The 14762-nt window shown below is 61.3% G+C and carries 16 protein-coding genes; 11 read left to right on the top strand and 5 right to left on the bottom strand.

Annotated features, from left to right (window positions below; genetic code table 11):
* Nucleotide 1: 1 nt before the first annotated feature.
* Nucleotides 2-442, top strand: a complete 441-nt coding sequence (gene soxR / locus G9U53_RS05070; protein WP_003943238.1) for a redox-sensitive transcriptional activator SoxR — start codon at nucleotides 2-4, stop codon at nucleotides 440-442.
* 12 nt (nucleotides 443-454) lie between these two features.
* On the opposite strand, the gene G9U53_RS05065 is transcribed toward soxR, so the two are convergent.
* The 3 genes from G9U53_RS05065 to G9U53_RS05055 all read right to left on the bottom strand — a co-directional run bounded on the left by G9U53_RS05065 (nucleotide 455) and on the right by G9U53_RS05055 (nucleotide 2644).
* On the bottom strand, nucleotides 455-1261 hold the full coding sequence (locus tag G9U53_RS05065) for an ATP-binding cassette domain-containing protein (RefSeq protein ID WP_003943111.1): 807 nt from the start codon (nucleotides 1259-1261) through the stop codon (nucleotides 455-457).
* 15 nt (nucleotides 1262-1276) lie between these two features.
* Nucleotides 1277-1981, bottom strand: coding sequence for a FadR/GntR family transcriptional regulator (locus G9U53_RS05060; RefSeq protein ID WP_064074994.1), 705 nt, complete (start codon nucleotides 1979-1981; stop codon nucleotides 1277-1279).
* Nucleotides 1982-2083: 102 nt separating this feature from the next.
* Nucleotides 2084-2644 (bottom strand): QsdR family transcriptional regulator, encoded by a 561-nt coding sequence (locus G9U53_RS05055; protein ID WP_003943195.1) that lies wholly within the window; start codon nucleotides 2642-2644, stop codon nucleotides 2084-2086.
* 157 nt (nucleotides 2645-2801) lie between these two features.
* Here G9U53_RS05055 and G9U53_RS05050 point away from each other — a divergent pair, with 157 nt between their 5' ends.
* The 6 genes from G9U53_RS05050 (at nucleotide 2802) to G9U53_RS05025 (ending at nucleotide 8831) form a co-directional block, all read left to right on the top strand.
* Nucleotides 2802-3773, top strand: a complete 972-nt coding sequence (locus G9U53_RS05050; RefSeq protein WP_030536044.1) for a phosphotriesterase — start codon at nucleotides 2802-2804, stop codon at nucleotides 3771-3773.
* Nucleotides 3774-3776: 3 nt separating this feature from the next.
* Nucleotides 3777-5432 (top strand): AMP-binding protein, encoded by a 1656-nt coding sequence (locus G9U53_RS05045; protein ID WP_165638396.1) that lies wholly within the window; start codon nucleotides 3777-3779, stop codon nucleotides 5430-5432.
* A 250-nt stretch (nucleotides 5433-5682) separates the two neighbouring features.
* Nucleotides 5683-7074, top strand: coding sequence for an MFS transporter (locus tag G9U53_RS05040; protein WP_030536042.1), 1392 nt, complete (start codon nucleotides 5683-5685; stop codon nucleotides 7072-7074).
* 68 nt (nucleotides 7075-7142) lie between these two features.
* Nucleotides 7143-7817: a TetR/AcrR family transcriptional regulator gene (locus G9U53_RS05035; protein ID WP_007730817.1), complete on the top strand. Its 675-nt coding sequence runs from the start codon at nucleotides 7143-7145 to the stop codon at nucleotides 7815-7817.
* Between the two features lie 38 nt (nucleotides 7818-7855).
* On the top strand, nucleotides 7856-8488 hold the full coding sequence (locus G9U53_RS05030; protein WP_007730818.1) for an HAD family phosphatase: 633 nt from the start codon (nucleotides 7856-7858) through the stop codon (nucleotides 8486-8488).
* Between the two features lie 55 nt (nucleotides 8489-8543).
* Nucleotides 8544-8831 (top strand): putative quinol monooxygenase, encoded by a 288-nt coding sequence (locus tag G9U53_RS05025; protein ID WP_007730819.1) that lies wholly within the window; start codon nucleotides 8544-8546, stop codon nucleotides 8829-8831.
* Between the two features lie 74 nt (nucleotides 8832-8905).
* On the opposite strand, the gene G9U53_RS05020 is transcribed toward G9U53_RS05025, so the two are convergent.
* A complete protein-coding gene (locus G9U53_RS05020) occupies nucleotides 8906-10408 on the bottom strand; it encodes an AMP-binding protein (protein ID WP_063315559.1) in 1503 nt (500 codons plus the stop codon).
* 137 nt (nucleotides 10409-10545) lie between these two features.
* Here G9U53_RS05020 and G9U53_RS05015 point away from each other — a divergent pair, with 137 nt between their 5' ends.
* The gene (locus G9U53_RS05015) at nucleotides 10546-11226 is read left to right on the top strand and encodes a TetR/AcrR family transcriptional regulator (protein ID WP_054187502.1); all 681 of its coding nucleotides are present in this window, start codon (nucleotides 10546-10548) and stop codon (nucleotides 11224-11226) included.
* 73 nt (nucleotides 11227-11299) lie between these two features.
* Here G9U53_RS05015 and G9U53_RS05010 read toward each other — a convergent pair whose 3' ends face one another.
* Nucleotides 11300-11776 (bottom strand): MaoC family dehydratase, encoded by a 477-nt coding sequence (locus tag G9U53_RS05010; protein WP_003942878.1) that lies wholly within the window; start codon nucleotides 11774-11776, stop codon nucleotides 11300-11302.
* Between the two features lie 157 nt (nucleotides 11777-11933).
* On the opposite strand from G9U53_RS05010, the gene G9U53_RS05005 reads away from it, so the two are divergent.
* Genes G9U53_RS05005 through G9U53_RS04995 form a run of 3 tightly spaced genes read left to right on the top strand, consistent with a single transcriptional unit; the run spans nucleotide 11934 to nucleotide 14762 of the window.
* The gene (locus G9U53_RS05005) at nucleotides 11934-12755 is read left to right on the top strand and encodes an SDR family oxidoreductase (protein WP_003942864.1); all 822 of its coding nucleotides are present in this window, start codon (nucleotides 11934-11936) and stop codon (nucleotides 12753-12755) included.
* Nucleotides 12752-13555, top strand: a complete 804-nt coding sequence (locus tag G9U53_RS05000) for an enoyl-CoA hydratase-related protein (protein WP_047269420.1) — start codon at nucleotides 12752-12754, stop codon at nucleotides 13553-13555. Before G9U53_RS05005 ends, G9U53_RS05000 begins: the two co-directional genes overlap by 4 nt.
* Nucleotides 13542-14762 carry an acyl-CoA dehydrogenase family protein gene (locus G9U53_RS04995; RefSeq protein WP_019745701.1) on the top strand — a complete coding sequence of 407 codons (1221 nt, stop codon included), beginning with the start codon at nucleotides 13542-13544 and terminating at the stop codon, nucleotides 14760-14762. Before G9U53_RS05000 ends, G9U53_RS04995 begins: the two co-directional genes overlap by 14 nt.

Genomic DNA, 14762 nt, shown 5'->3' with positions numbered 1-14762 from the left:
AATGATCCGTAAGAGTGACGAACTTCTCTCGATCGGCGAGGTATCGGAGCGCACTGGCGTCGCCGTGTCGGCTGTGCGCTACTACGAAACACTCGGTCTGGTTCCTGCGGAGCGGACGGCAGGAAATATGAGGAAGTTCCCGCGGCATTCGATCCGGCGGGTGTCGCTGATCCAGTTGGCAGTCAGATTCGGGATACCCCTGGCCGAAGTTGCCGAAGTATTCGGATCGTTGCCGCAGGGGCGAACTCCGACGAAGAAGGACTGGCGCAAGATTTCCACGGAGTGGAATCAACGCCTCGAGGATCGCAAGCAGGCCATCAACCGGATGCAGGACGAACTGACGGGCTGTATCGGCTGCGGGTGTCTGTCACTGAAAACATGCAACCTGCTCAACCCTGGAGACGAACTGGGCCGGGAGGGACCCGGCGCCAGACGTCTCTGAAACTACTGTCGGTCACACTCTTTCGCGTGGCCGCGACTGAGCATTCCACCGACCACCACGACGCTCGATCTCGATGGGATGCGAGAAGCACTCGCTGATGTTCTGGGTGGTGATCACATCCTCGGCGAGGCCGCTGGCGGTCACGACGCCGTCCTTGATCAGAAGAGCATGTGTGGTGGTGCTGGGGATCTCCTCGATGTGGTGCGTCACGAGGATGCTGGCAAGTGACGGGTTCTGATTGCGGAGGTCGTCCAGTGCCGTCAAGAGTTGTTCGCGTGCAGCAAGATCGAGCCCGGTCGCCGGTTCGTCGAGCAGAAGCAGGCGCGGTTCGACCATGAGTGCGCGGGCGATCAGGGCTCGTCCCCGTTCGCCTTGGGACAAGTTGGGCCACAGCGCGTCTGAACGCGGACTCATTCCGAGTAGATCGATCAGTGCGTCGGCGTGAGCCTCTTGCTCCGGCGTCGGTGACCAGCGCGGCATCACCTCGGTGGTGTTGGTGAGGCCGGTGATCACGACGTTGCGGACGGTGATCGGAATTCCGATCGTGTGACGAGGGTTCACGTGCCCGATGTCCATCCGCAGTTCCCTCATGTCGACGCGGCCCAACTTGTGGCCGAGGACGTAAACGGAACCGCGAGTCGGGTGGGCGGTTGCTCCGAGCAGGCTCAGAAGCGTGCTCTTGCCCGCGCCGTTCGCGCCGAGGAGGACCCAGTGTTGTCCGGGTTCGATCGAAATGTTGATGTCTTTCAACAAGTATCGGCCGTCGCGGACGAGATCCACGTGTTCGGTCGACAGAACTGTGCCGGTGGGGTGTTGCACGAGAACTAACCTCTCTTAGGCGTCGAGCACACGCAGTCGTCGTAGGACGGTGTCGATGTTTGCTCGAGTTGCCGCTACCGCGGCTTCTGGGTCGGCGTCTTGAAGGGCCTCGACCAACTGATCATGGGCATGTGAGGTGTCGGGGACGCCGGCCTCGTGGGCCATCATCTCGACGAGGGATTCACGAAGGAGTGGACGCACCGACGTGAAAAGCGAGAGCAGAACTGCGTTTCCTGACAGTCGAACGACTTCGGTGTGGAAGTCGAGGTCGACGTCGACGAACTTCTCGACATCACCCTCGAAATGACTGTGTCGCATGGTCAGTCGACGCAGCAGGCCGTCGAGGTCCTCGGGTTGTACCCGCTCCGCGGCCAGTCTGGCGGCCTCGATCTCGAGTGCGCGACGGACTTCGAAGACCTCGAGGATCCTCGAGCGTCGAAGAAGTTTGGTGAATTCGTCGACGTGTTCGAGTTCGGACGCGGCAGCCACGAAGGTTCCGACGCCGTGTCGGACTTCGAGTAGTCCGTCGCGAGCGAGGAGGCGGATTGCCTCGCGAATCGAGGAACGCCCGACGCCGAGTTCGACGGCGAGGGCCGCCTCGCTCGGTATGCGCTCGGACGGCGCCCACGTTCCATGCATGATTCGCCCGCGCAGCAACTGTTCGAGTTGCGGTACCAGCGGACCACTGCGAAGTGTGAATCCTGTGTGGTCGTCGGACACGGCTCGCCTCTCGGGTGGGTACCGAAAGAGTAACAACTCATCAGACGTCTGAGGACTCGGGTGGCCGGTGTGTCGCCGTAGTGTTCACGCGGTCGAAGCGTGTCAGTTGCGGGTGACGCCGAGGAGCAGTGCGATCAGGTCGAGGGCCGTCTCGATCTCGGCCTTTTCTCGGCCGAGCAGGGGGGCGTAGAGGTGTACGTCGCAGATGCGAACGAGGGCTTCGCCCAGCACTTGCGGCGAGAGCGTGATCGTCAGTTGGCCGGCGTCGACCTGGGACTGCAAGATTTCGGCGGTGATGGAGGCGGAGATCGATTCGATGGAGCCGGGCATCATCGCGAGTTTGATGAACACCATCGGTTCGCGTTTGGTCAGCGCGCGCAGTTCTGTCGACGATTCCACCGATCGCATAACGCGGCCGAAGACGTCGAGAATGTACTCCGGACCTTGCCCCGACGCCTGTGACATCGCCTTTCGGTATGTCCGTTCGGTGGCCTCGGCCAGCACTGTTCCGAGCAGTTCGTCGCGGTTGCCGACCCAGCGGTACAGCGTCGCGCGGCCTACGCCGAGACGTTCGGCGAGCAGTGACATGTCGAGTGGTTCCTCCGCGAGGTACATGCTCGCGGCGGTGTCGATCGCGCGTCGGCGTTCGAGGTCGGTAGGCATCGGGACATTCTCTCCGGTTGTCCGGTACTGCACAATTTCGGCCGTTGAAAAATGGTGAGCCTCGGGGGATCGAGCCTATTGACGAACCTGGCCACGTGAGACACACTAGCTCATTGTCTCATGTTAGTGATGGCGATCACAGTCAGGGGTTCGATCGATGAGTTCAGTACAAACCGTTCGTGGGCCGGTGGATACAGCCGATCTGGGAAAGGTGTTGATGCACGAGCATGTCTTCGTTCTGGGTGAGGAGTTGCGCCAGAACTACCCCGACTACCCCGAACCCTGGGACGAGGAAGTACGGGTAGCGGACGCGGTGGCAAAGCTGACCGAGGTGAAGTCCCGCGGAATCAGCACGATCGTCGATCCCACGGTGATCGGCCTCGGCCGGTACATTCCGCGCATCGTCCGGATCAACGAGCAGGTCGATCTCAACATCATCGTTGCTACCGGCATTTACACCTACAACGACATTCCCTTCCAATTCCATTACACCGGACCGGGATTGCTGTTCGACGGCCCCGAGCCGATGGTCGAACTGTTCGTCAAGGACATCAGGGAAGGAATCGCCGGAACCGGTGTCCGAGCCTCCTTCCTGAAGTGCGCCATCGAGGAGCCGGGCCTTACCCCCGGCGTCGAGCGGGTCATGCGCGCGGTCGGACAGTCGCAGGTGGAAACGGGAGTGCCGATCACCGTGCACACCAATCCGCACACTGAATCCGGGCTGGTCGCGCAGAAGGTTCTGGCCGAAGAGGGTGCGGATCTGACCAAGGTGGTCATCGGTCACTCCGGCGACACCACCGATCTCGACTACTTGTGTGCGCTGGCCGATGCCGGTTCGCTACTGGGGATGGACCGTTTCGGTCTCGAACCGTTCCTGTCGTTCGAGGATCGTGTCAACACCGTGGTGGAGATGGCCCGTCGCGGTTACGCGGAGAAGATGGTTCTGGCGCATGACGCGTCGTGTTTCATCGACTACTTCCCCAGTGCTGCAAGAGAAGCGGCACTTCCGAACTGGAACTACACCCACATCAGCGATGATGTCATTCCGGCGCTGCTCGAACGTGGTGTCACCGAAGACCAGGTCAAGGCGATGCTGGTGGACAACCCACGTCGGTACTTCGAGAGCTGAGATATGACCAACGTGTACGAGAGCAAGCCCTGGCTCGCCAATTACGACGCCGACACTCCGCCGAACGTAGACATCGAGCACGTCGACGCCCTCGCGATGTTCCGTGCTTCGCTGGAGCGCGATCGCACTGCCCCGATCATCAGGTACTTCGACAGGACCGTCAGCTTTGCCGAGCTCGACGAGATGTCGGATGCGCTTGCCGTAGCCCTCGCCAAGGATGGAATCGGGTTCGCAGACAGAGTTTCCTTTGTCCTGCAGAATGTTCCGCAGTTCGTGATCGCGACAGTCGCGGTCTGGAAGCTCGGTGCCGTCGTCGTTCCGGTCAATCCGATGTACCGCGACCGTGAGCTGTCCACCGTACTGGCCGACAGCGGAGCGGCGGCAGTCATCTGTCTCGAGTCCTCGGCCGAGACCGTGGCGACTGCGTCCGAGGGCACCGCAGTGCGACGGGTGATAACCACGTCGGAACTGGATTTTCAGTCGCGCGACGATGAACGGATCTTCGGTTCGGCGTCCAGGATTCGGCACGATGGATTTCCGGATCTACTGGAATTGATCGAGGCTCATCGAGGGCAGAAGCCCGAGAAGGTCGATCTGTCCCCGGAAGACCTTGCCTACCTTCCCTATACGTCAGGGACAACCGGCCCGCCGAAGGGGTCGATGAACACGCACTCAAATGTCGTGTTCGCAGCGCAGATCTATCGGGACTGGCTGGGGTTGCGAACCGGCGGCGCGATGTTCGCGGTGGCGCCACTGTTCCATATCACCGGGTTGATCGGGCACGTCGCGGCTCCACTCCTAGCCGGCGCGCCCACGATTCTGACCTGCCGATTCCATCCCATCGTTGCAGCGGAGTCAATTTCGGAGCATCGGGCTACCGCGATCATCGGAGCGATCACGGTATTCATCGCGTGGACGGACAGCGCCGCAGTCTCGAAGGAATCTTTGAGCTCTCTCGAGTCGGTGTATTCAGGTGGCGCGCCGATCCCGCACGCGGCGTTGGAAGCGTTCCGGGCGAAGTTCGGTCACTACATTCACAACGGCTACGGGCTGACCGAGACGAACAGCCCGGCAATCGTGGTGCCGAATTCGCGTGAAGCGCCGGTAGATCCGGCGTCGGGGGCCGTTGCTGTCGGCGTACCGGTATCGAATACGTACGCCGAGGTGGTGGACGAGAACGACAAGCCGGTACAGGTCGGGGAGTACGGCGAGATCGTGGTCTCCGGTCCCCAGGTTGCACTCGGATACTGGAACAAGCCGGACGAGACCGCACATGCCATGCCGGACGGGCGTTTTCACACCGGCGACATCGGATTCATGGACGGCGACGGTTGGTTTTACATCGTCGACCGGATGAAGGATCAGATAAATGCGTCGGGCTTCAAAGTGTGGCCACGCGAAGTGGAAGATGTTCTCTACGAACACCCCGCCGTACGAGAGGCTGCTGTCGTCGGTGTCATGGATCCGTATCGCGGCGAAACCGTGAAGGCCTTCGTGTCCTTCAAGGACGGTGCCGAGGCGACCACCGAGGATCTGGTCGAGTTCTGCAAGGAAAGGCTTGCAGCATACAAGTATCCACGCATCGTCGAGGTCATGAATGACCTCCCGAAAACAGTGAGCGGCAAGATTCTTCGTCGTGAACTGCGGGTACCGAACTAGATCTGCCTGACAAACGAATTGCCGGCCGCCGACAAGGTGAGCCGGCCATTCGTCGTGGTGGCTGACGAGCATCGGTAGGGGATTTAGTCCCCTATGCGGCAATGCATTTCAGTGATTGACATCACTCTTTTTGTATCGCAGACTGATCGCAACGCCACAGAGTTGAAGTTGGTGTCAGTTTCTACTTCTGGCCCGGTTCCGCTTCTCAACTCCCGGCGCGACGAGCGTCCGACCCATCGAGGAGTAACCCATGACGAGATCGGCAGTGGATTCGAGCACGCAGGCAGGGGGCCTGTCCGATCAGGAACGGAAGAAGAAGAAGGCGCACCGCAAACTTCTAGGCGCGGGACTGCTCGGCAGTTCCATCGAGTGGTACGACTTCTTCTTGTACGGAACGGCTGCGGCACTGGTCTTTCCGCATGTGTTCTTCCCCGATTCATCCGCACTGATGGGCACATTGCTCTCGTTCAGTACGTTCTGGGCCGGCTTCGTTGCCCGCCCCATCGGCGGTTTGGTCGCCGGACACTTCGGCGACAAGTATGGGCGTAAGCCCGCCGTCGTCACCTGCCTGTTGCTGATGGCTGTCGCGACGTTCCTGATCGGCGCGATCCCGAGTGCTTCGGCAATCGGCGTCGTCGCTCCGATTCTTCTGGTGACACTGCGATTCATCCAAGGTCTCGCCTGCGGTGGCCAGTGGGGCGGAATCGTCCTTCTCCTCACCGAATCCGCGAGTCCCAAGAAGCGCGGATTCTCAGGCACTTTCGGTCAGATGGGTGTCTCGTTCGGTGTAGTGCTGGGCAACCTGGTCTTCCTCGTCGCGACCGCGACCATTTCCAATGATGCATTCCTGAGCTGGGGTTGGCGAGTTCCGTTCTTCGCCAGCGCGCTGCTCTTCCCTGTGGTTCTGTACATCCAGACGAAGGTCGAGGACACACCGGAATTCCTCGAGTTGCAGGAAGACGCCAAGAAGAACCAAAAGGACGTCGTCGTTCAGGCTCCACTGGCGCAGGCGCTCAAGGATCACTGGCGCAAGATTCTGCTCGGTTGCGGACTTCTGGCCGCCACCAATGCACTGTTCTACATCAGCATCGCCGGCGTGCTCAGCTACGGCACAACCGAACTGGGGTTGAAGCGGAACTCACTGCTCATCATCTCGCTCCTGAGCGCGTTGCTGACAGTCGGCGTGGTGCTGTGGTCCGGGAAGATGTCCGACAAGATCGGTCGTCGTCCGATGATCCTGATCGGCGCCGCGGCGATCGTGGTCTGGGCATTCCCGTACTTCTGGTTGATCAACACCAAGTCCCTGCCGCTGTTCTTCATCGCGGTGACGGTTGGCAGCGTGTTCCAGTCGATGACCTACGGGCCGATCGCGGCATACATGGGTGAGCTGTTCGCACCCAACGTGCGCTACTCGGCAGCATCGTTGGCCTACCAGTTGGCTGCGATCACGGTCAGCGGTGGCACTCCGTTCATCATGACAGCACTTATCGCGAAGACCGGAACCACGACATGGGTTGCCGTGTTCGTGGCACTCATGGGCTTGGTGACCTTCTTCAGTGCCTGGGTGCTGAAAGAGACCAACCCGAAGGAAGTTCGGGACGATCCGAACGCAATTCCGGGCGCGCACCTGTACGCCAAGTAACTCTTTCGGTTTCGAGCAGACGCCCGCTATCGGTCACCGGTAGCGGGCGTCTGACGTATAACTGGAGCATGGCTGCAGCACGCACAGGCTCCGAAGATGCTTCGTCGACAGTGTCACGGGAACTCCCCTCCACTCAGCGTGGTTTGCGTACGCGGCGAGCGTTGATCGATGCGGCCCGCACCGTTTTCGAACGGTCCGGCTATCTGGACTCGCGGCTGATCGACATCACTGTGGAGGCGCAGTGCTCGGCCGGTACCTTCTACACCTACTTCGCGAGCAAAGAAGAGATCTTCGCGGCAGTGATGGAGTTGGCACGCGAAGACATGATGCATCCGGGTATGCCGCACACTCCGAAAGGCGCGGATCCTGCTGAGGTCATCGCGGCGAGTAACCGCGCGTACCTCGAGGCGTACCGACGGAACGCGAAGCTGATGGGACTGCTCGAGCAGGTAGCAAGCATCGATCCGGAGTTCCGGGTTCTCCGCCTCGAGCGTGCTGACGCGTTTGTTCGACGCAACGCGCGCAGTATCGAGAAGCTGCAGAAGGCCGGACTGGCGGACGCGAATCTGGATCCGCTACTGACGTCTCGGGCACTCTCCGGGATGATCAGTCGACTTGCGTTCGGGTACTTCGTATCCCGCGGCGGCGAGGACGGCGCCGCCGGAGTGACCTTCGACGGTCTGCTCGATACCGTCAACCGGTTGTGGATCAACACTTTGCAATTCTCGCTACGCCGAAATTGATGTTGACGCCGGGTTCATGTTTGGTGTCTGATGGAGCAATGACACCCACGCGTACGGCAGTGCTCGTCGATTTCGGTGGAGTTCTCACCTCCAGTGTGCTGCGAGCCTTCGAAGATTTCGGAGCCTCGCTTGGGGGCGACCCACGACTTCCGTTGACCCTGCTCTCCCGCGACGACGTCTCGAAGCGACTGCTCTCCGATCACGAATCCGGAAAGATCGACCAGGAGGCCTTCGAAGCAGGATTCGGGGAACGGCTACGAGCGCACGGCGCCGTCGTGGACAGCGAAGGATTGGTCGACCGTATGCAGGCCGGGCTTGTCCGAGACGAAGAGATGGTGCGACTGATTGCGGACGTCCGAGCGGCGGGTCACCCTGTTGCGCTCGTGTCCAATGCTTTCGGGCGTGATTGCTACGCGGGTTTTGTGCTCGAGGACCTCGCCGACGAAGTGGTGATCTCCTCGGAAGTCGGGATTCGTAAGCCCTCTCGTCAGATCTACACCATCGCGTGCGAGCGGCTGGGTGTTGCGCCCGAAGGCGCCGTGATGATCGACGACCTGCAACAGAACCTCGACGGCGCGGCACGATTGGGGATCGCCGGCATTCTCCACACCGATGCGGAAAGCACTCGCAGTCAGTTGGAATCGACGTTCGGACTACTGCCCATGCAGTGAAACTGTAGGTTCTCGGTAACACTCGAATACTGCTGGAACACTTTTGGAGGAATGAATGATTGCTGTCATCGCGGATATCACCGTCAAAGACGGAAGCGGCGAACAGTTCGAAGCCGTAGTCGCCGAACTTGCCGAGAAGGTGCGCACGGAAGAGCCCGGAACGGTTCTGTATCAACTGATCCGCTCGAAGACGGATACGAATTCGTACAAGTTCATGGAGCTGTATCAAGACAGTGCTGCGATCAAGGCCCATGGATCGTCCGAGCATTTCCAGGCCGCGGGAAAGGCGATGGCGCCCTTCCTCGCAGGCGCCCCGCAGATCGAGTACTTCGACGCACTCTGAGCGCATGGACAGGGCACTCTGAGCGCATGGACAGGTGAACCCCGGCGAAATCTCGCCGGGGTTCACCTGTGTTTTCAGTTCTGCTTCTGGGCGAGGAGTTCGGTGCGGTCGATCGATCGCTTGAGGATCTTTCCCGTCGAACCCTTCGGGAGCGCGTCGATGAACTGGACGACCCGCGGAATCTTGTAGGCGGACAGACGTTCCCGAGCCCACGAGGTGACGTCATCTGCTTCGAGGTCGGAGCCTGGGCGCACGGCCACCACCGCCGCAACCTCCTCGCCGTAGTAGTCGTCGGGTATACCGATCACCGCGGCCTCGATGATGTCGGGGTGCTGGTAGAGCACCTCTTCGACCTCGCCTGGATAGACGTTGTATCCACCGCGGATGATGAGGTCCTTGACGCGGTCGACGATGCGAAGGTCACCGTCGGCGTCGGTCTCGCCGAGGTCTCCGGTGCGGAACCATCCGTCGTCGGACAGGACGGCGGCCGTGTCGGCCGGGCGCTTCCAGTAGCCCTTCATGACCGTCGGTCCTTTGATGAATACCTCGCCCACTGTGCCTGCCTGGCAGACATTTCCGTCGTGATCACGGACCTCGACCTCGGTGCGCGGTACGGCGCGGCCGGTGTATCCGATCTTTGCGACGCGGTCGATGCTGTTGAAAGTTCCGAATGCGCTCGTCTCGGTCAGGCCGTAGCCCTCGAGGATTGTGCAGTTGAACCGTGCTTCGAAGGCGCGAGCGACTTCACCGGGAAGTGATGCGCCACCGGAGATTGCGATCCGCAGTTGTTCGAAGTCGGAGCTGTCCACGTCGGCTGCGGCGTGCAGCATGGCATTCCACATGGTGGGGACGCCCGCCATGATGGTGAGCTTGTCCCGACGCACCAGGTCGAGCATGGCGGCCGGGTCGAACCGGGCGAGCAGGGACAGTGATCCGCCGCCGGTGAAGGTTGCCATCATGACCGAACCCTGGCCGAAGATGTGAAAGAGCGGCAGTCCGGTACCGGTGCGGTCCGAGGGATTTCCGCGGCTGCTCTCGGCGCCGATCTCACCGGCAGACAACAGATTCCCGACTGTCAGCTGAGCTCCCTTCGGACGTCCGGTGGTACCGGAGGTGTAGAGAATCGCCGTGGTGTCCGCTGTGTCGCGGTCGACCACCGTTGCCGGTGGATGGTCGGCCTTCGCCGATTCTTCGGTGAGCGTCCACACCGGGACGCCGCGCGCACTCCCTGCATCCTGAACTGCGGGACCGAGCTGGTGCCAGGCGATCGCCAGCGAAATCTCGGCGTCGTCCAGTACGTACTCGACTTCGGGTTGCGCCGACATCGTGTTGATGGGCACCACGACACAACCTGCAGCCTGAATCCCCATGTATGCCACGATGAATTCAGGCACCGACGGCGCCGCGAGCAGAACCCGGTCGCCGATGCTCAACCCTTCGTCGCGAATGCGGCCGGCGAACGCCAGAGACGCGTCGTGAAGCTGTCGGTATGTCCAATGACTATCCGTGCCGCGAATTGCAATATTTTCCGGAGTGGCTTCCGCGTGACGGGTCACCGGGTCGAGAACGCTAACCATGGTTCTGCCTTTCGGGAGGAATCGACCGATTGTGTGTCCTGGGTCTCACCAGAGCGTACACTTGAATCCGGCGTCAACATCGAGTCTGCTGGGATTGTCCCGAAAATGATGTTGATCGGAAGGATGAGGAGCGCACCGTGCTCGACGACGAATCGCGAATTGCCGCCTTACCGGTGGCTCCGCCCGCGCTGCTCCGGGATCGACCGACCACCGAGCGGGGGACACGCACGCGTGCGGCATTGGTTGCTGCTGCCCGTAAGGTTTTCGAGCGCAGTGGCTATCTCGATGCACGTTTGATCGACATCGCAAAAGAAGCCGGTTGCGCGACGGGATCGTTCTACACGTACTTCGCGAACAAGGAAGAGGTGTTCGCCGCCGTCCTCGAGGTCGCGCGAGACGACATGATGCACCCGGGCATGGGACGCGTTGCGAGCGCGGACGATCCGTACGCCGTGCTCGAGGCAAGTAATCGAGCGTATCTGGCCGCGTATCAACGCAATGCGAAGTTGATGGGGCTCATGGAGCAGGTTGCTCACATCGACCCGGAGTTCCGGAAGTTCCGCAGCGAGCGTGCCAATGCGTTCATACGCCGTAATGCCCGCGGGATCGCAGATCTGCAGTCCCGCGGCATCGCGGACACGGCGCTGGATCCGATGACGGCGTCGATTGCTCTGTCCGGCATGGTGAGTCGACTCGCCTACAGTCTGTTCACCCTTCGTGAGGGTGAGGTGGACGGGCGTTCACCGGAGTTCGATCAGATTGTCGCCACTGTGACCGATCTGTGGGCGAACGCTCTGAAGTTCCCCGACCGTCTCTGACGAGGTGGGCCGCCCCGGCTGCATCGATGTTCGAGCGGCCGGGCGTCCCAGTCTCGGTTCAGCTCTTTTCGGTTCAGCTCTTTTCGACGACGCGAGCGACGGATTCGGCGACCACGACGGGCTTGTCGGAACCCTCGCGCTCGACCACCTGGCTCATCTTCACTTGGATTCCGCCGGGCAACTGCTCCGCGGACACGACGGTTGCGCGCATCCGGACCCGGGATCCCACGGGAACGGGAGCGGGGAAGCGAACCTTGTCGTAGCCGTAATTGAGGCTGTGGGCGAAGCCGTCGAAGTGGATGAGTTGGTAGGAGAACTGGGGTCCCAGCGAGAGGCTGAAGAGTCCGTGCGCGATCGTGCTGCCGAGCGGGCTCGATGCGGCTCGTTCCGGGTCGACATGAATCCACTGATGATCGTTTGTGGCTTCGGCGAACGCGTTGATGCGCTCCTGGGTGATGTCGTACCACTCCGTCGGGCCAAGTTCCTGGCCGATGAGCTTCTCGAGCTCGGCGAAGGTGGACGGGCGGACGGGCAATTGGTTTTCAGTCATCGTTATCCCTTTACTCGCAGTTCAGGAGGACGGAACGGGCCGTTCGGGTGACCGTCGCGATTCGACGGTTGAAACTGACGCCGGATTCAACTATACATGAGGGGAGACGTGGATCACTGTCAGCGCGTAGGTATGACGCAAGCGAGAGGAATCGCTCATGAAGGTTGCCCAGAAGGTAGCAATTGTCACCGGTGGCGGCGGGGGAATCGGCGGTGCACTGGCCGAGCGACTGGCTGCCGAGGGTGCTCGCGTCGTAGTGGCTGACCTGGACGGGGCAGCAGCTTCGGCAGTAGCAGAGGCGATCAACGCGGAGCGTCCCGGAGCGGCCGTGTCTGCCGGTGGCGACGTCTCCGACGAGACGGTCATTGCGGGCCTGATCGCGCAGGCGGAAAAGGAATTCGGCCCGGTCGACCTCTACTTCGCCAATGCCGGCGTCACCGGTGGCATGGGCCTCGACATCAGTGAAGACGTCTGGGACACGACGATCGACGTCAACGTTCGCGCCCACATTCGCGCTGCCAGGCTCCTCGTCCCCGGCTGGACGGAGCGCGGGGAGGGCTACTTCATCAGCACGGCCTCTGCGGCCGGCTTGCTCAGTCAGGTCGGGTCCGCCGCGTACTCGGTGACCAAACATGCCGCGGTCGCGTTTGCCGAGTGGCTCTCGATCACCTACGGAGATCAGGGTGTTCGCGTCAGTTGCCTGTGCCCGATGGGCGTCAACACCAAGCTTCTCTACGAAGGTGAGAACTCCGGCGATCCGGTCGGCAAGGCCGCAACCGGAGCCGTGCTTGCGGCAGGCAATGTTCTCGAGCCTGCCGAATGCGCCGAAATCGTTCTTGCGGCAGTGGATGCCGAAGAATTTCTCATCCTTCCGCACAAGAACGTGCTGGACATGTACCGGCAGAAGGGCGCCGACTACGACCGTTGGCTGCGCGGGATGCGCCGGTACCAGGCGTCGCTCCTCGCGGGAACACGATGACCGAGGAACTCGTCCTCTCCGAGCAGAGAGGAGCGGTGCTGGTTCTGACATTCAATCGGCCCCGCGTTCTCAACGCGTGGACCAACGAGCTCGAAGATCAGTACTACGACTTTCTGGCCATGGCAGACGAAGATCCCAGTGTCCGAGCAATTGTTGTCACCGGCTCCGGCCGAGGATTCTGCTCGGGGGCTGACCTCGGCAATTTGAAGAACGTCGGCGAAGTCTCCGAAAGTGATCTTGTCCGGCCGCGAGACCGTCATTTCCCGACCACCATCCGCAAGCCGCTGATCGCCGCCGTCAACGGCGTCGCTGCCGGGCTCGGAATGGTCGAGGCTCTGTACTGCGACGTTCGTTTCGGTTCGAGCGCAACACGATTCACTACCGCGTTCGCGCGTCGCGGCCTGATTGCGGAGTACGGCATCTCCTGGATGTTGCCCCGCTTGGTCGGGCACAGTCGAGCAGTCGATCTTCTGCTTTCCAGCCGGATGGTGGATGCCGACGAGGCGTACCGTATCGGTTTGATCGACCACCTGGTCAGCGGCGGTGACGTTCTGGATGCGGCGATTGCTTACGCCGAGGACATCGCGGCGAACTGCTCGCCGACGTCCCTCTCCGTCATCAAATCTCAGATGAGTGCCGACGCGCACTCGACCTTCACCGATTCCGCCAGGCGTGCGGAATCGCTGATGCTGAACGCATTTCACGGCCCGGATGTCGTCGAGGGTGTCAACAGCCATCTCGAACATCGAGCCCCCAATTTTCCTTCCCTCTCTGTCAGGAGTTCACATGTCAGTGTTTGAGTTCTCGGATCGCACCAAGAAGTACCAGGCCGAACTGCTCGATTTCATGGACAAGCACGTTTACCCGGCCGAAGCGGTCTACGAAGAGCAGATGCGTGAGTCCGGTAACCCGCACTTTCAGCCGCCGATCATCGACGACTTGAAGAAGGAAGCCAAGGCCCGCGGGCTGTGGAACCTCTTCCATCCCCATCCCGAATGGGGCCCCGGCCTGACCAACCTGGAATACGCACCGCTCGCGGAGATCATGGGCCGCAGCCACCTGGCCTCCGAGGCCACCAACTGCGCCGCTCCGGACACGGGAAACATGGAGGTGCTCACGCTCTTCGGCACCGACGAGCACAAGGAGAAGTACCTCAAGCCGCTTCTCGAAGGCGAAATTCGTTCCGCTTTCGCGATGACCGAGCCCGAGGTTGCCAGCTCCGACGCCACCAACATCCAGCTCCGTATGGACCGTGACGGCGACGAGTACGTGCTGAACGGCCGTAAGTGGTTCGCTTCCAACGCCTTGCACCAGAACTGCAAGGTTCTGATCGTCATGGGTAAGACCGACTTCAATGCCGCCACCCACCGTCAGCAGTCGATGATGGTCGTGCCGATCGATGCTCCCGGCGTCACGATCCTGCGCAACCTGCCGGTTTTCGGCTACCAGGACCGCGAAGGACACGGCGAGATCACTTTCGAGGACGTGCGCGTCCCGGCCAAGGACATTCTCGCCGGTGAGGGTGAAGGATTCGCGATCAGCCAGGCCCGCCTCGGCCCCGGCCGCATCCACCACTGCATGCGTGCAATCGGAATGGCCGAGCGCGCACTGGAACTGATGTGCAAGCGCGCATCCACCCGCATCACCTTCGGAAAGCCCGTCAGTGACAACGCGAATATCCAGGACTGGATCGCCGAGGCTCGTATCGACATCGAGATGGTTCGACTCCTCACACTCAAGGCCGCACACATGATGGACACGGTGGGCAACAAGGAAGCGCGCACCGAGATCGCAGCCATCAAGGTTGCGGCACCGAACATCGCGCTCAAGATCATCGACCGCGCCATCCAGGTTCACGGCGGTGGCGGCGTCACCGACGACTTCCCGCTCGCGATGGCTTACGCCCACATGCGCACCCTTCGCCTGGCCGACGGCCCGGACGAGGTGCACAAGCGCGCCATCGCCAAGCAGGAACTGCGCAAGTACCGCGAAGTCAAGGCGAACTGA

It is taken from the genome of Rhodococcus sp. D-46 (genome assembly GCF_011290655.1).
Lineage (GTDB): Bacteria > Actinomycetota > Actinomycetes > Mycobacteriales > Mycobacteriaceae > Rhodococcus_F > Rhodococcus_F qingshengii.
Note: the sequence above shows the minus strand (reverse complement) of the source record. Positions and strands in the feature narration are given on the sequence as shown.

Excerpts from the sequence above, each read along its gene's own strand:
- G9U53_RS05045 (WP_165638396.1), top strand. The coding sequence starts at position 3,777 with ATGACCAACGTGTACGAGAGCAAGCCCTGGCTCGCCAATTACGACGCC.
- G9U53_RS05000 (WP_047269420.1), top strand. The coding sequence starts at position 12,752 with ATGACCGAGGAACTCGTCCTCTCCGAGCAGAGAGGAGCGGTGCTGGTT.
- G9U53_RS05010 (WP_003942878.1), bottom strand. The coding sequence starts at position 11,776 with ATGACTGAAAACCAATTGCCCGTCCGCCCGTCCACCTTCGCCGAGCTC.
- G9U53_RS05020 (WP_063315559.1), bottom strand. The coding sequence starts at position 10,408 with ATGGTTAGCGTTCTCGACCCGGTGACCCGTCACGCGGAAGCCACTCCG.
- soxR (WP_003943238.1), top strand. The coding sequence starts at position 2 with ATGATCCGTAAGAGTGACGAACTTCTCTCGATCGGCGAGGTATCGGAG.
- G9U53_RS04995 (WP_019745701.1), top strand. The coding sequence starts at position 13,542 with ATGTCAGTGTTTGAGTTCTCGGATCGCACCAAGAAGTACCAGGCCGAA.
- G9U53_RS05025 (WP_007730819.1), top strand. The coding sequence starts at position 8,544 with ATGATTGCTGTCATCGCGGATATCACCGTCAAAGACGGAAGCGGCGAA.
- G9U53_RS05035 (WP_007730817.1), top strand. The coding sequence starts at position 7,143 with ATGGCTGCAGCACGCACAGGCTCCGAAGATGCTTCGTCGACAGTGTCA.
- G9U53_RS05040 (WP_030536042.1), top strand. The coding sequence starts at position 5,683 with ATGACGAGATCGGCAGTGGATTCGAGCACGCAGGCAGGGGGCCTGTCC.
- G9U53_RS05055 (WP_003943195.1), bottom strand. The coding sequence starts at position 2,644 with ATGCCTACCGACCTCGAACGCCGACGCGCGATCGACACCGCCGCGAGC.
- G9U53_RS05005 (WP_003942864.1), top strand. The coding sequence starts at position 11,934 with ATGAAGGTTGCCCAGAAGGTAGCAATTGTCACCGGTGGCGGCGGGGGA.
- G9U53_RS05030 (WP_007730818.1), top strand. The coding sequence starts at position 7,856 with ATGACACCCACGCGTACGGCAGTGCTCGTCGATTTCGGTGGAGTTCTC.
- G9U53_RS05050 (WP_030536044.1), top strand. The coding sequence starts at position 2,802 with ATGAGTTCAGTACAAACCGTTCGTGGGCCGGTGGATACAGCCGATCTG.